Here is a 15,938-nt window from a genome sequence, read left to right on the forward strand (position 1 = left end):
TTGCAATGATTCCAAGAATTGAAAATTTACCCGAAAAGAAATTAATCGGCATACGATTGCAAACTTCAATTATCAATAACAAAACGCATGAATTGTGGCGAAGTTTTATGCCAAGACGTGGTGAAATTCAAAACCAAATCAGTTCGGATCTTTTTGCCGTGCAGATTTATGAGCCAAGCTATTTTGAAGATTTCAATCCAAGTGCTGTTTTCGAAAAATGGGCAACGCTAGAAGTGACCAACTTTAACAACATACCTGCCGAGATGGAATCTTTCACTCTATCGGGTGGACTTTATGCTGTTTTTGAACTTAAAGGACACGATATCGCTATTTTTGATTATATTTTTAGAACTTGGATTCCCAATTCAAAATACGATTTGGACAGTAGACCGCATTTTGAAATATTAGGGGCAAAATATAAAAAAGACAATCCCAATTCAGAAGAAGAAATTTGGATTCCTATCAAAGAGAAATTATAACGATTGAGTAAAAACAAATCTCAGTTTTTTACTTTATTATTTCCAAAATATATAAAAAATATTCTCCTCATAAAACTCAAATTCTTACCAATTTAAAGTCAAAATCCTCATTTTAATTAGGCTTTTCAACCTTTTTAAATCGTTAAAAAAAAGTTAAAATAAAATTAAACAATCGTTTAATTTAAACAGTTGTTTAATTTTGCAGAGAATTTAAAAAAACAGCTTTGAAAACGGATTTTAACGAAAAACAAATTCAAATTCTACGTGTGGCTGAAACGCTATTCGCAGAAAAAGGTTTTGACGGTACTTCAATACGGGACATTGCAAAGGAAGCCAAAATTAACATTGCCATGGTTTCCTATTATTTTGGTTCCAAAGAGCAATTATTGGAATCCATTATTGTAAACCGTGCAGTGGATATTAAACTACAGCTGGATATTTTGACTTTGGAAGATTTAGATCCACTCCAAAAAATAAATAAACTGATTGAGCTTTATATCGACAAAATCAACAGTAACAGATGCATCTACAAAATTATACACTTTGAATTTTCGTCAAGTCAAAGAGTTATCAATCTGCAGGCTTTTACAGAATTAAAGAAAGGAAATCTAAAATCATTGGAAACTATAATCCAAGATGGCCAAGAGAAAGGAATTTTCAGGAAGGACATAATTGTTCCGCTGCTTACCACAACGATTCTTGGCACCTATTTTCATTTTCACTTGAACAGGATGTTTTTCCAAAATCTATTAAACCTAAATACTGAAGAAGAATACAACACTTATATTAAAACAACTTTAACAATGCACATTCAACAAACCATTAAAGCCCTCTTGACATATGAAAGTTAGTTATTTAATGCTCTTTGGAGGGTTCTTCATTGGAATTTCATCCATCAATGCCCAAGACAAAACCAATTTAAAGCTGGAAGACGCTATCCAATTGGCTTGGACAAAAAGTAATGAAATCTCATTGGCCAGTACCAAAGTAGAGACGAAAAAACATGAATTACAATCGGCTAAGAACACTCAATATCCCGATTTAAAACTTACTGGACAATTTCTTCAATTAACGGAACCAACCGTACACTTAGAACTTGATGCGGGATCGGGAGAATTCCCAGTACCGGACAAAATTGCCATTGGCCAAGCCAGTTTGAATCTTCCCATTTTTGCTGGAATGAAAATCCAAAACAGCATCAAACTTCAGGATAATTTGTACCAAGCAGAAAATGCAATGGCATCAAAAACCAAAGAAGATGTGGCTATGAGAGTCATAAACTATTATGCCAATTTGCACAAAGCGCAAAGAACTATCGAATTATTGAAGGAAAATCAAAAAAGCGCAGAACAACGCGTTACTGATTTTATCGCTTTGGAAAAAAACGGAATCATTCCTCGTAATGATTTATTGAAGTCACAACTTCAAGCTTCCAAAATCCAATTGTCTCTTGATGAAGCTTTGAATAATGAAAAAATAATCAATTACTACCTAGTTACGTTGTTGAAATTACCAACAGAAACAAAATTAGCAGTAACTGAAAGTGATTTAATTAACTTTCCGAAGAATTCAGTACCAACTGACGAACAACCAGCTTTTCAAAACCGCAAAGATTTAGAAGCACTGCAATTTCAAGAAAAAGCAACTCAAAACAATATTAGAATTGCCAAAGGTGATTACTATCCGACTGTAGGTTTGACAGGTGGATATGCTGCTTTGAACGTAAACAATATAATGAGATTAGAAAATGCTATGTTTATTGGTGTTGGAGTATCATATGATGTCAGCGGAATATTAAAAAACAGTACTCAGGTAAAAATTGCAGAAAGCAAAGCGCTTGAAGTAAAAAATACTGAAGAACTTTTAAAAGACAACATTAGAGTTCAAGTACAACAGGCTATCACTAATTATGATTTGGCTATAAAACAAAATGTAGTTTACAATCAAGCTGTTGAACAAGCCACTGAAAACTACCGAATCGTAAAAGACAAATACGACAATGGACTTTCGGATACTAATGATTTACTTGAAGCAGATGTAGAACAACTAAAATCAAAAATAGCCGAAACCATTGCCAAAGTAGATGTTATTCAAAAATACTACGAATTACTTTCAGCAACAGGACAACTATCACAAACCTTCAACATTTCAAAAATATAACCAACCATATCATGGAAAAGAAAAAAACTAACACCAAATTCATTATAATCCTATCTGTTTTAATCCTAGTTGGAGGAACTTACGGAATTTCAAAATACATTCATTCTCAAGGACACGAAGAAACGGATGATGCTCAAATCGAGAAAAACATGAATCCAATAATCCCAAGAGTTTCGGGATATATTAGTAAAGTTTATGTAAAAGACAATGACTATGTAAAAAAAGGAGATACCTTATTTACAATTGACAAAAGAGATTACCAATTAAAAATTGAAGAAGCAAATGCTGCTTTTGTAGCTGCTGAAGGCGGATTTGCAGTAGCCAAAGAAGATATCGGAAGTGCTATGGCAAGTATTGCTGTTTCGGATGCCAATGTACAATCGGCAGGAGGAAATATTGAAACTGCAAAAATTAGATTAGGAAGAGCAAACAGCGACTATGTTCGTTACGAAAACCTATACAAAAATCACTCAATCACAAAACAACAATACGAACAAGCATTGGCTACCAAACAAGAAGCTGAAAGCCAAGTACGTATTTTGCAACAACAACAAAAAGCAAGCGCTTACCAAAAATCGGTAATTGAAGCAAAATCAAGAGTTAGTAATAAACAAACAGAAGTTGCTGCTGCCAATATCAATAAAGCAAAAGCATTATTGGAAGTGGCTCAATTAAACTTGACTTATACTGTTGTAACTGCTGCCATTGACGGACAGGTTTCAAAAATTGATATTCAGCCAGGACAATTGGTACAACAAGGACAATCTTTATTTTATATCATCAATAACAATGAAGCTTGGGTTGTGGCTAATTTTAAAGAAACACAATTGAACAAAATGATTATCGGACAAAAAGTAACAGTAAAAGTAGATGCTTATCCTGATTATGATTTTGAAGGAACGCTTACTTCATTCTCTCCAGCAACTGGATCTCGTTTTTCATTGCTACCTCCTGATAACGCAACTGGAAACTTTGTGAAAACCATCCAAAGATTACCGGTAAAAATAAGCTTGAACGCTTCAAACGATCCTGAAAAAATAAAATTGCTTCGCCCTGGTATGAACGCTGATGTAGATGTTCATTTGAAATAATAAGTTTAAAAAAACTTATTTAAAGAATTTAAACCATTACATATTAAAAATTCAAAATGGTACAAAACCAAGAAGACGATTTAGTAGAATACGGATTTAATAGAGTCATCATCACGATAACCTGTATAATGTGTGCTTTACTAGAAATTGTAGATACTACAATTGTAAACGTCGCCCTAAATAATATGAGAGGTAGCCTTGGCGCTACTTTAACCGATGTCGCTTGGGTTATTACAGCGTATGCAATTGCAAACGTGATTATAATCCCTATGACGAGTTGGTTGTCGCAACAATTTGGACGCCGTAATTACTTTGCAACATCCATTGTCATTTTTACAGTGGCTTCCTTTTTATGCGGAAACGCAACCAATATTTGGGAACTCGTTGCTTTTCGATTCATACAAGGTTTGGGAGGAGGAGCCTTATTGGTAACTGCGCAAACCATTATTACTGAGAGTTATCCTGTAGCCAAAAGAGGAATGGCACAAGCTATTTACGGAATGGGAGTTATCGTTGGGCCAACATTGGGACCGCCATTAGGAGGATATATTGTTGATAATTTCTCATGGCCTTTCATTTTTTACATAAATATTCCAATTGGTATTATTGCCACTTTCTTAACCATTGGTTATGTGAAAAGCCCAAAATACGGGGACAAACTAAAAGCAAACCAAGTCGATTGGTGGGGAATTGTGCTCTTGGCCACTTTCATCGGTTCTTTGCAATTTGTATTAGAACACGGTCAGCAGGACGATTGGTTCAATGACAGCTTAATCGTGACTTTAAGTCTAGTTTTTGTCTTTGGTTTAATACTGTTTATATGGCGAGAACTCGTATATAAACATCCAATCGTAAATTTGAAAGTATTAAAAGACACCAATCTTAGAATTGGAACCATTATGTCATTCATTATGGGATTCGGGCTTTTTGGATCGACCTTTATCATTCCGATATATACTCAATCCATATTAGGATGGACGGCAACCGATGCCGGATTGTTACTAATTCCAAGTTCGATAACAACAGGTATCATGATGCCTTTTGTTGGAAAAATGATTCAGCGCGGCGTTCCCCAACACTATATGGCGGCGGGAGGATTCCTTATCTTTTTCATATTTACCTTTTTGATGCACGGAATAATGACACCTGACACTGGCGTAGAGCATATGTTTTGGCCGTTAATCCTTAGAGGTGTAGGTTTGGGATTATTGTTTGTACCAATTACCACTTTATCACTATCCACCCTAAAAGGGAAACATATTGGTGAAGGAGCAGCCTTTACTGGAATGATGAGACAATTGGGGGGTTCTTTCGGTATTGCCATCATTACCACTTACCTTACCAGGCTTAACCAGGAACACCGTGTGAATTTAATTGGATATCTCGATCAAAGTTCTTTCAAAGTACAACAAACAGTTCATCAACTCCAAATGGGTTTCATGGCAAAAGGATACAGTTACAACGAAGCCTTGTCCAAAGCCTATAAAATACTAGAATCAAAAGTGATGTTGCAAAGTTCCGTTTTATCATACATGGACGTTTTCATGTATCTCGGAGTCTTATTCCTGCTATGCATTCCTTTTATTCTAATGCTTAAAAAAGGAAAAAACAAAATTGATCCAGCCGAGGCGATGCATTAGGATTTTAGATGGCAGAAATCAGAAGGCAGATTGCAGATTTTAGAATGCAGCATTGTGTTTGCTAATAATTAGGAGCAGAAACATTAGGCATTTTCAGTCGGCATTAGTCCCGCTATCCGTTACAATCTTGTGAGCCGAACACCGGCTCACAAGGATTTTCACTACTATCGGGGCTAAAGAGAGGCTTTTTTGCTTTTTTATCGACATTCAAAAAAAATAATGAGTTCCGAATTTCACTAATCATAAGTGAGATTCGGAGCTTTTTTTATTTCTACAATCTAAATTCTGCTACCTGAATTATTCTAATAAAAACTCGTCCAAATGAGACAATACCTTCTCCGAAGACTGTAATTTAAAGTCAGAAGACTATTTGATACGTTACGAAGATAACTTGATGTATTCCGAAGCTCGTTCGATGCGTTCCGAAGCTCGTTTGAAGGCATTATTTTTTCTTCGGATGCCCTATTTTAATGAGCGGAGCATGAAAACTACTGAAACAAACAAAATTTAACATTTGTAGGTTTGTGACTATTATTATCTATATTTGAAAGGACATTCAAAAAGGATGTTTATCAGATTTATAAACTTGCTAGCTGTAACCAGAAAACTGATATAACTACATTAATAAAAATAATGGCTACAATAAAATCCTTACTATCCGTTTTCATGTTCTGTATGTTGCTTTCAAACAATCCTGTGAATGCTCAATTATCCGCTAATCAAGTAGATTCACTGGTACAAAAAGCAATGAAAGAATTTAATGTGGCTGGTATTGCGGTAGCAATAGTAAAAGATGGAGCTGTCATTCATGAAAAAGGTTATGGCATAAAGTCCATTGATACAAAATTACCGGTTGATGAATATACTAACTTTCAAATTGCTTCAAACAGCAAGGCTTTTACAACAGCGGGTTTGGCAATTTTAATTGACGAAGGCAAACTGAATTGGAAAGATAAAGTGAAAACCTACCTGCCTGAATTTAAAATGTATAATGACTATGTAACAGAACATTTTACTGTAGAAGATTTGTTATGTCATAGAAGCGGACTTGGCTTGGGCGCTGGCGACCTAATGGATTTTCCAGATGGCGCAAATTTTACCATTGAAGATAAACTGAGCGCATTACAATATTTCAAGCCTGTATCTGAATTCAGAACAAAGTACGATTATGATAATCAGCTTTATGTTATCGCAGGAGAATTGACAGCAAGAGTTAGCGGTATGACTTGGGAAAAATTTATTCAAACAAGAATTCTAGATCCATTGCAAATGACTAACTCATTTTCATCCCTCGAAGCAATAAATGATAGAACCAATTTAGCCACAGCACATACGGTGGAAATGGGTGATGGCAAAATGAAAAGCGTGCCATTATACCAGAAAAGGATAAACGGAGCCTCTGGGGGTATTTTATCAAATGTACATGATATGAGTAAATGGATGATTATGCAACTGAATAATGGAAAGTATGGTGTTGGTTTAGAAAAACAATTGTTTACAGCAGAAAAACAAAAAGAAATGTGGGCTATACACACTGCTATGGATGTCTATACTGAGCCTAGGTATAAAGAACACTTTCATGGATATGGCTTAGGATGGGAACTAACTGAAGTAAGAGGAAATTTAAGGGCATCCCATACGGGAAGCTTGCTTGGCATGTTATCAAGAGTAACCCTGATTCCTGATTTAAACTTAGGCATTGTGATATTAACCAATACAGAAAGTAGCGGAGGCGCAGCTAATCAAGCAATCAATAAAATCATTTTGGACAGCTATTTAGGTCTTGACCATTTTGACTGGATAGCTAAGTACAGTAAAGATTATCAATCCAAAAAAGGTAAAGGAGATACAATATTGACAGAGGTTTGGGAAACAGTTGCTAAAGCTAAAAACACAAAAATTAACACCTCAGATTATATTGGTATTTATGAAGATAAATGGTTTGGGAAAATTGAAATAGCAATGAAAGGAAATCAGTTATGGTTTAAATCTTTGCGTTCCCCAAAGCTAAATGGTCCAATGAGTTTTTATAAAGAAAACACTTTTGCAATTAAATGGGAATACAAGTATAGGTCTTTGGATGCATTTGCTGTCTTTAATTTAGACGAAAAAGGTAAAGCACAAAGCATAAAAATGAAAGGAATTTCGCCAAATATAAATTTCAGTTATGATTTTCAGGATTTAGATTTACAAAGGATAAAAAAATAAATTAACTGCCTACAGCTAATTCAGGTGTCGGATTTACAGTCTGGCTGTGTTGCACATTACATTAATAAATTTAAATTAATTAAGAATTATGAGAGTATTTATTATTTCAATGCTGACCTGCTTAGTGTACACTGCAAGTGAAGCACAGAATTTCACAAGACAAGACTCTCTAAGAGGAACTATCACTAAGGAAAGAGCATGGTGGGACCTCTCCTATTATCATCTTGACATAGCCGTTGATATTGACAAACAGACCGTTCAGGGATCAAATACTATTAAATATAAAGTATTGAAGCCAAATCAAATAATTCAGATTGATCTTCAGCCTCCAATGAACATTTCCAAAGCTACTCAAGAAGGAAAAGAACTAAAGTACACTAGGGATGGAAACGCTTATTTTATTGAATTAGAAAAGAAACAAGTACCCGGAACATCCAATGAAATTATAGTTCAATACAGTGGGAAGCCAAAAACAGCGCCTAATCCACCATGGGACTCTGGGCTGGTATGGAAAAAAGACAGCCTTGGCAATCCCTACGTTTCTAGTATAAGCTGGGGTGCCGGATCAAGTCAATGGTGGCCTTGCAAAGATCATATGTATGACGAAGTGGACAGCTTGAAATTCAGCATCAATGTTCGTAAAGGTCTCATAGCAGTAGCCAATGGCAGATTGATCGAAACAGAAAAGAAGAAAAACAATACTACTACATATCACTGGTTTGTAAAAAATCCGATTAATAATTATGCAGTAAACTTTAACATAGGAAACTATGCAAATTTTTCGGAGATCTATAATGGTGAAAAAGGCCCGTTAAATTGTAATTATTATGTGCTAAAACAAAATCTTTCAAAGGCGAAAGAACATTTTAAGCAAGTACCTATGATGCTAAAAGCATTTGAGCATTGGTTTGGCCCCTACCCATTTTATGAAGATAGTTATAAGCTGGTTGAAGTCTCCTATATAGGCATGGAACATCAAAGTGCAACGGCTTATGGCAACGATTACAAAAATGGAACTCTCGGAAGAGATAAATCTCAAACAGGCTGGGGGTTAAAATTTGATAATCTCATTATACATGAGTCAGCTCATGAATGGTTTGCCTGCAATATTACTTTCAAGGACATAGCTGATATCTGGATACATGAATCTTTCACCTCCTATGCAGAAGGGCTTTACGTGGAATACCACTACGGAAAACAAGCAGGAGATGATTATCAAATCGGAATCAGAAAACGCATACAAAATGATAAACCCCTGATTGGGCATTATGGGGTCAACGATCTGGACTATACAGGAGATAATTACGATAAAGGAGCTGCCATTTTACACATGCTGCGACAACTTGTAAACGACGATGAGAAATGGAGACAAATACTCAGGGGACTGAATATGGAATTTTATCATCAGACTGTAACCACCAAACAAATAGAAGATTACATAGCCGAAAAATCAGGACTAAAACTAAAAAACTTTTGGGATCAATACCTGAGAACAACACAAATTCCTGTCTTTGAATATTTTTTCGCAAATAACCAACTTTCTTACCGATGGAGCAATTCCATAACAGGCTTTGATATGCCATTAAAAATAAAGTTAAACGGAGAAGAAAAATGGATTTATCCAAAGACAAGTTGGCAGAAAGACCCAACAAAAATGGACAAAGCCGAAGTGGTAATTGACCGCAATTTTTATGTTCCGGTATTTTATGACAATCCTAAATAAAAAGGATATTTGATAAATTCGAATAATGGGCTTAATTTAGTAACAAACCCACTGTAGTACAAGAACTTTTAGTATGATTTTAAAAAACAGAAATATGATAAAAACGACCTTTTTACTATTTTTTTTCTCATTTCTAAATACAATCAAAGGACAAGAAATTGCTCAAATTGAGAATATTAAAATCAATTCAAAAGAATTAAACCAAAATCGTGAAATTTTAGTTTATACTCCAAAAAACTATAAAGAAAATCCATACTCGAATTATGATGTATTTTATATCTTCGATTCACAAAACAGGGAATTTTTTGATTACACTCATTCAATAATTAGTTTTTTAAGCGATGCTTCCAAAAAGTTTATTGTAGTAGGAATACCTTCTCCTTATATTGAAAAACTTGATTATGCAAGGAACAATGACCTTTTACCCTATCCAAAAAATACAGCAATAAAAGATTTCTATGGCGGTTATGCAGGAAACGCAGATAACTTTTTGAGTTATGTAAAAAATGAAGTAGTCCCTTATATCGAAAATCATTATAGAACTTTAAAACACAGAACTGCTATTGGTCACTCATTAAGTGCTTCTTTCGTTGTATATTCATTTTTGAATGAACCTAACTTGTTTGATAATTACATTGCTATTTCACCAAATTTTTCATTTGACAAAGAAAGATTAGTAGATGATTTGTATCATTTTGACTTTTCCAAATTGAAAACAAACAAATTTCTCTATTTGAGTAATGCGAATGAAGATGAATATTGGAAAGTATGGAAACCTGCAAGAGAAAAAGTATATTCCTTTTTGAAAGATTCTTTGAAAACTGATAAATTAAAATTTGTTATTAAAGATTTTTCGAATGAAACCCATTGGAGTACATTTCCACCAAGCCTAAATTTTGCAATCCAATATTATTTTAATAGTATTTATTCTGAACAGCAAAATGAACTTTCAACTGAAGAGTATGAGATTACAATTAATGTAAAAGTTCCCAACAAGGATGACGAGTTATTTATTACAGGAAATCAAATAAGTTTAGGAAATTGGAATCCAAATCAAATTAAAATGAATAAAAAATCTGATTTTGAAAGAGAATTAAAAGTAAAAATTCACTCTCCTGCTCAATTTAAATTCACAAAAGGAAATTGGGAAACAGAAGCAGTAATTAAAAATGGGACTATGGAAAACCTAACTATTATTCCCAAAGAAAAAAAAGAATACCATTTTGAAATTACTCAATTTAATGAATAAATAAAACTCGATAACTGATTTACAATCTGTGCCCACAAAGTACATTGACATAATAGTGAGATTGGTAAAATTATAAAAAACAAATTGGACTTGACAACTAGAAAGGTAGCGGATTGAAAATCTACAATCTGATTAGAAACAAAACAATCAAAACTGTAAAAAAATATTTATGATAAAATACAAATCGCACACCCTTTTTGTAATACTTATGGTATCCTGTATTGTGAGCACGAGTTGTAATCAAAATTTGAAAGTAATGAATAATAATCCAAAGAACGAAAACTTGCACAAAACAAAAATGGATACCGAAAAATATTTTACAGCACTTAGAAACGGTGATTTTATTACAGTAAAAAATCAATTGAAAAACAATATTGATATTAATAGTAAAGATGCCAATAATGAAACTGGGGTCATTATTGCAACAGATAAGAATGACATTACAATGGTTAAATTGTTGTTAGAACACGATGCTAATATAAATATTACAAGCGATAAAATTGACAACACACCAATTATGATTGCAAGTGTAAAGGGGTATGGGGATATTGTTCAATTACTTATTGAAAAATCAAATCCTGATATGACGATTTTAAATGGTTATGGAGGAACTGCATTAATTCCTGCTTGTGAAAAAGGTCACGTAGATGTTGTAAAATTATTACTTGAAAAAACAAATGTAAAAGTTAATCACATAAACAGACTAGGATGGACTGCCCTCTTAGAAGCTATTGTATTATCAAATGGTAGCAAAAGTCAACAGGAAATAGTAAGATTGTTACTTGCACATGGTGCAGATAAAAACATCACAGATAAGAATGGCATAACACCATTGGAACACGCTAAAAAAATGGGCTTTAAAGAATTGGTTGATATTTTAACCCAATAGTGCGGATTTGCAATCCTTGCCCACAAAGCACATCGACATAGTGAAATTATAAGAACCAAAACACTAACTTTTCAAAAGAAAAAAACATGCAAAAACTGAACTTAATTATTATACTATTTTTATCTCTTAACAGTTTTTCACAAGATGTAAATGATAAAATAAAGACATTTGAAAATAACTTAAATCATTGGGATACATCAAAAAATAAAAAATGGTCTTTAAAAGAAAGAATGGCTTTTTACGAAATTAATGCGGTAAGTATTGCAGTAATTAAAGATTACAAAGTAGAATGGGTAAAAGCCTATGGTTATGCAGATATATCTGAAAAGCGATTAGCAACTCCGCAAACACTTTTTCAAGCTGCTTCGATAAGTAAATCTTTCAATAGTCTTGGTATTTTAAAACTAGTTGAAGAAGGTAAATTGGGATTAGATAATGATATAAATAATTATTTAAAAGATTGGAAATTTCCGTACGATTCCGTTTCGAAAGAAAAAAAAATCACAATTGCAAATTTATTAAATCATACGGCTGGCTTGTCAGTAGGCGGTTTTGGAGGTTATGAAAAGGGAGCGAAATTACCAACAACAATAGAAACTCTTGACGGGGTAAAACCTTCCAATTCAAATGCTGTACGGTCTGTATTTGAACCAGGTTTAAAGTTTCAATATTCGGGAGGCGGAACTACGATTACCCAATTAATTCTTGAAAACACGACAGGGGAAAAATACGAAGAGTATATGTTGAAAAATGTTTTGACTCCATTGGGAATGGACAACAGTTCCTTTAATCAGCCTTCTGTTAAAGAGAAAGAAAAATTACTTGCAACGGGATATAATATTGACAAAGAAGTTAAAGGGAAATATCATATTTATCCAGAAAAAGCGGCTGCCGGTTTATGGACTAACCCAACAGATTTAGCAAAATATATCATTGAAACGCAATTATCATTATTAGGAAAATCAAATAAAATACTGTCTAAGGAAATGTCTGCAAAAAGAGTAGATAATAATTTTGGTGTGTTCGTAAATGATTTTAAAGGGACTAAATACTTTGGTCATAATGGCGGAAATGAAGGTTTTGTTTGTTATTACGGAGGTGATTTTGAAGGCGGAAACGGAATAGTCGTAATGACAAATGGCAGAATGTTTCCGATAATTAATGAAATAGTTGCTAGCGTTGCTAGCTTGAATAATTGGAAAAATTACCCATTAGAATCTCAAAAAGAATCTATTGCTTTAACCATAAGAAAAGAATGCCATAAGAATATTGATAAAGGAATTGAACTGTACAAAAACCTCAAAAAGAACAACATTACTGATTATAATTTTTCTGACGAAAGAGAACTAAATCAACTTGGATATGAATTTCTGCAAAATGCTAAAATAGAATCAGCGATTAAAATTTTTGATCTAAATGTTAATGAGTTTCCAAATTCAGCAAATGTCTATGATAGCCGTGGTGAAGCTTATTTTAATAAAAAAGAATATCTGTTATCAAAGAGCGATTATTTAAAAACGTTAGAATTAGACCCAACAAATCAAAACGCAAAAGAAACGCTCTTAAAAATTGAAAAACTATTGCAAAAATAAAACCAAACTTCATTCACTTTTTACAATCGAGTTGGCATTCGCTTAATTTGGAAAATAGTTTGTGTTTGCGAGAATTAGAAACTTTCTGCTAATTTTACATGATTAGCAGAATTTATTCTCCTACCTAAGTTCTGAATTCTATCAACTAAACCCTACCTCGTAAAAACCAAATTATTCCCCTTCGACAAATTAGCGTCAAATTGATAACCTTCATAATTGAATCCCTTCAAATCATCAAGAGTTTGGGTATTGGTATCCAAAATATAACGTACCATCAATCCCCTCGCCTTCTTAGCAAAAAAACTAATCATTTTCAGATTTCCATCTTTGTAATCCTTAAATTCAGGAGTAATAACAGGAACTTTCAAAGCCTTCACATCGACTGCTGAAAAATATTCGTTGCTCGCCAAATTAATAAACAACTCCCCTTTTTTAAGCTCCTTGTTCAATGAAGCTGTTATGTTTTTTTTCCAAAACTCATATAAGTTTTTGCTTTCGCCAATGGGTAATTTCGTTCCCATTTCAAGACGATAAGGCTGTATTAAATCCAATGGTTTCAAATAACCATACAAACCTGATAAAATTCGTAAACTATCTTGAAGCTGTTCCAGTTTCTCCATCGGAATTGAATAAGCGTCCAATCCCGTGTAAACATCGCCATCAAAAGCATAAACTGCTGGACGTGCATTTTCGGGTGTAAAAGGAGTTTTCCAATCTTGGTTGCGTTTCCAATTCAAATCGGCCAATTTCTCAGAAATAGACATCAATTCCGATAAGGTTTTAGGTGATTGTTGCTTCAAAACTTTATGAACCTGTCTGGATTCTTTTAGAAAAGATGATGATGTATATTGAGTAGTCGGTAATTCTTGTTCGAAGTTTAACGATTTGGCTGGAGAGAGTACAATTTTCATATTGAATAAGGGCTTTCGAATTCTTTTTTAGTGATTTCAAAAGTACAAATTGAAATCTAGAATTCGGAAACTATGAATTGAATTGTTTAATGCGCTCATAGATTTTTAAAATGAATGCTGTTTATTTTCCTTATTTTTGATTTTAAAAGAAATAAAACCGATTGAAATGATTGAAATCAAAAGAGCCTATTTAGAAGACCTTATCACAATACAAAACATAAGCACGAAATCTTTTACCGAAACTTTTTCAGAGATAAACACGCCTGAAAATATGGCGAAATACGTGCAGGAAAATTTCAATACAGCGCAATTAACTTCAGAAATAAACAATCCTGACTCTCCTTTTTATATCGCTTTTTGTGACAACGAACCCGTTGGTTATCTCAAATTAAATCTGGGAAATGCACAAACCGAAACAATAAAAGACGAAACAATAGAAATCCAGCGCATTTATGTTTTAAAAGCTTTTCACGGAAAAAAAATTGGACAACTATTACTTGACCAAGCCGTAAAAGTTGCACAAGAATATCACGTCGATTATATTTGGCTAGGAGTCTGGGAAGAAAACCACAGAGCCTTACAATTTTATGCCAAAAATGGTTTTATCACATTCGACAAACATATTTTTATTTTAGGCAATGACCAACAAACCGATTTATTAATGAAACTGCCAATAAAGACCAAACCCTAATGACCAATACTCCCCCATCAATTTCAAAAAATTCAAAATCAATTCTCAATGCCGCGGTGATTGTAGCCGCTCTTGGTTATTTTGTTGATATTTATGATTTATTGCTTTTTGGAATCGTTCGTACCGATAGTCTAAAGGATCTTGGAATAACAGGAGATGCCATACGTGATCAAGGAGAATATTTGATTAGTATGCAAATGTTCGGTATGCTTTTTGGGGGAATTTTATGGGGAATTTTAGGAGATAAAAAAGGAAGAATATCCGTTTTATTTGGTTCTATTTTACTGTATTCTGTGGCCAATATTGCAAACGGAATGGTAACTACCGTTGATGGATATGCGTTTTGGAGATTGATTGCAGGAATTGGACTTGCAGGGGAATTAGGTGCAGGAATCACTTTAGTTGCAGAGTCTTTGCCTAAAGAAAAACGTGGCTACGGAACTATGATTGTAGCTTCGGTTGGAGTTTCGGGAGCGGTTGCCGCTTATTTGGTCTATCAATTTTTCCAAGATTGGCGCCTATGTTATTATGCAGGAGGTGGTCTTGGCATCTTGTTATTATTTTTAAGAATCAGCATTACCGAGTCCGGAATGTTCAAGAAAATACAGCAAATCGACGAAAAAAAAGGAGACTTTCTCTCTTTGTTTACCAACTCAAAACGGTTTTTAAAATACCTTCAATGCATACTTATTGGTGTTCCGCTTTGGTTTTTGGTGGGCGTTTTGATTACTTTTTCACCCGAATTTGCTAAAGCCCTTGGTGTGCAACAAGCCGAAACTATTGCAGCTGGAAAAGCAATTGCCTTTTGCTATAGCGGTTTGGTTTTTGGAGACATCGCTAGTGGATTATTAAGCCAATGGGTAAAAAGCCGAAAAAAAATCATGTGTCTATTTTTGATTTCTAACCTAATCATGGTTTTTGTCTATTTGAATGCTTATGGAATTTCGGTTTCAACTTTCTATTTGCTTTGTTTTGCAATGGGGGTTTCTGTCGGCTATTGGGTTTTATTCGTAACCATTGCAGCCGAGCAATTTGGAACTAATATCAGAGCAACAGTAACAACTACAGTTCCAAATTTTGTTAGGGGTTCGCTTCCGCTAATTATTTTGATCTATAGTTTTTTCCGTGACCGTCTTTTTGATGGTGATATTCTCAAATCAGGAATGATCGTTGGTTCCTTATTATCAATCGTTTCACTATTGGCACTATGGAAATTAAAGGAAACTTTCCATGTGGATTTAGATTATTCTGAAAGCAATAATGAAACTTTTATTTAAATGAGATGAAATAAATTTCTATTTATTT

13 protein-coding genes are annotated in these 15,938 nt (G+C 33.8%); 12 read left to right on the plus strand and 1 reads right to left on the minus strand.

Annotation, left to right across the window (positions count from 1 at the left end):
- Positions 1 to 5 precede the first annotated feature (5 nt).
- From J2W95_RS13420 to J2W95_RS13465, 10 genes are all read left to right on the plus strand, one after another.
- Positions 6 to 479: a GyrI-like domain-containing protein gene (locus tag J2W95_RS13420; protein WP_310007840.1), complete on the plus strand. Its 474-nt coding sequence runs from the start codon at positions 6 to 8 to the stop codon at positions 477 to 479.
- A 224-nt stretch (positions 480 to 703) separates the two neighbouring features.
- The gene (locus J2W95_RS13425; RefSeq protein ID WP_310007842.1) at positions 704 to 1,330 is read left to right on the plus strand and encodes a TetR/AcrR family transcriptional regulator; all 627 of its coding nucleotides are present in this window, start codon (positions 704 to 706) and stop codon (positions 1,328 to 1,330) included.
- On the plus strand, positions 1,320 to 2,639 hold the full coding sequence (locus J2W95_RS13430) for a TolC family protein (RefSeq protein WP_310007844.1): 1,320 nt from the start codon (positions 1,320 to 1,322) through the stop codon (positions 2,637 to 2,639). Before J2W95_RS13425 ends, J2W95_RS13430 begins: the two co-directional genes overlap by 11 nt.
- A gap of 11 nt (positions 2,640 to 2,650) precedes the next feature.
- A complete protein-coding gene (locus J2W95_RS13435; protein ID WP_310007846.1) occupies positions 2,651 to 3,730 on the plus strand; it encodes an HlyD family secretion protein in 1,080 nt (359 codons plus the stop codon).
- Positions 3,731 to 3,786: 56 nt separating this feature from the next.
- Positions 3,787 to 5,370 carry an MDR family MFS transporter gene (locus J2W95_RS13440; RefSeq protein WP_310007848.1) on the plus strand — a complete coding sequence of 528 codons (1,584 nt, stop codon included), beginning with the start codon at positions 3,787 to 3,789 and terminating at the stop codon, positions 5,368 to 5,370.
- A gap of 633 nt (positions 5,371 to 6,003) precedes the next feature.
- A complete protein-coding gene (locus J2W95_RS13445) occupies positions 6,004 to 7,578 on the plus strand; it encodes a serine hydrolase (RefSeq protein WP_310007850.1) in 1,575 nt (524 codons plus the stop codon).
- 88 nt (positions 7,579 to 7,666) lie between these two features.
- On the plus strand, positions 7,667 to 9,301 hold the full coding sequence (locus J2W95_RS13450; RefSeq protein ID WP_310007852.1) for a M1 family metallopeptidase: 1,635 nt from the start codon (positions 7,667 to 7,669) through the stop codon (positions 9,299 to 9,301).
- Between the two features lie 94 nt (positions 9,302 to 9,395).
- Positions 9,396 to 10,550: an alpha/beta hydrolase-fold protein gene (locus tag J2W95_RS13455; RefSeq protein ID WP_310007854.1), complete on the plus strand. Its 1,155-nt coding sequence runs from the start codon at positions 9,396 to 9,398 to the stop codon at positions 10,548 to 10,550.
- A 256-nt stretch (positions 10,551 to 10,806) separates the two neighbouring features.
- Positions 10,807 to 11,439 carry an ankyrin repeat domain-containing protein gene (locus J2W95_RS13460; RefSeq protein WP_310007856.1) on the plus strand — a complete coding sequence of 211 codons (633 nt, stop codon included), beginning with the start codon at positions 10,807 to 10,809 and terminating at the stop codon, positions 11,437 to 11,439.
- A gap of 86 nt (positions 11,440 to 11,525) precedes the next feature.
- Positions 11,526 to 13,031 carry a serine hydrolase gene (locus tag J2W95_RS13465; RefSeq protein ID WP_310007858.1) on the plus strand — a complete coding sequence of 502 codons (1,506 nt, stop codon included), beginning with the start codon at positions 11,526 to 11,528 and terminating at the stop codon, positions 13,029 to 13,031.
- Positions 13,032 to 13,183: 152 nt separating this feature from the next.
- Here J2W95_RS13465 and yaaA read toward each other — a convergent pair whose 3' ends face one another.
- Positions 13,184 to 13,942: a peroxide stress protein YaaA gene (yaaA, locus tag J2W95_RS13470; protein ID WP_310007860.1), complete on the minus strand. Its 759-nt coding sequence runs from the start codon at positions 13,940 to 13,942 to the stop codon at positions 13,184 to 13,186.
- 166 nt (positions 13,943 to 14,108) lie between these two features.
- Here yaaA and J2W95_RS13475 point away from each other — a divergent pair, with 166 nt between their 5' ends.
- On the plus strand, positions 14,109 to 14,633 hold the full coding sequence (locus J2W95_RS13475; RefSeq protein WP_310007863.1) for a GNAT family N-acetyltransferase: 525 nt from the start codon (positions 14,109 to 14,111) through the stop codon (positions 14,631 to 14,633).
- A complete protein-coding gene (locus J2W95_RS13480) occupies positions 14,633 to 15,910 on the plus strand; it encodes an MFS transporter (protein ID WP_310007865.1) in 1,278 nt (425 codons plus the stop codon). The genes J2W95_RS13475 and J2W95_RS13480 overlap by 1 nt, the downstream gene beginning before the upstream one ends.
- Positions 15,911 to 15,938 lie beyond the last annotated feature (28 nt).

The organism is Flavobacterium granuli (assembly GCF_031456055.1).
GTDB classification, from domain to species: Bacteria; Bacteroidota; Bacteroidia; order Flavobacteriales; family Flavobacteriaceae; genus Flavobacterium; species Flavobacterium granuli_A.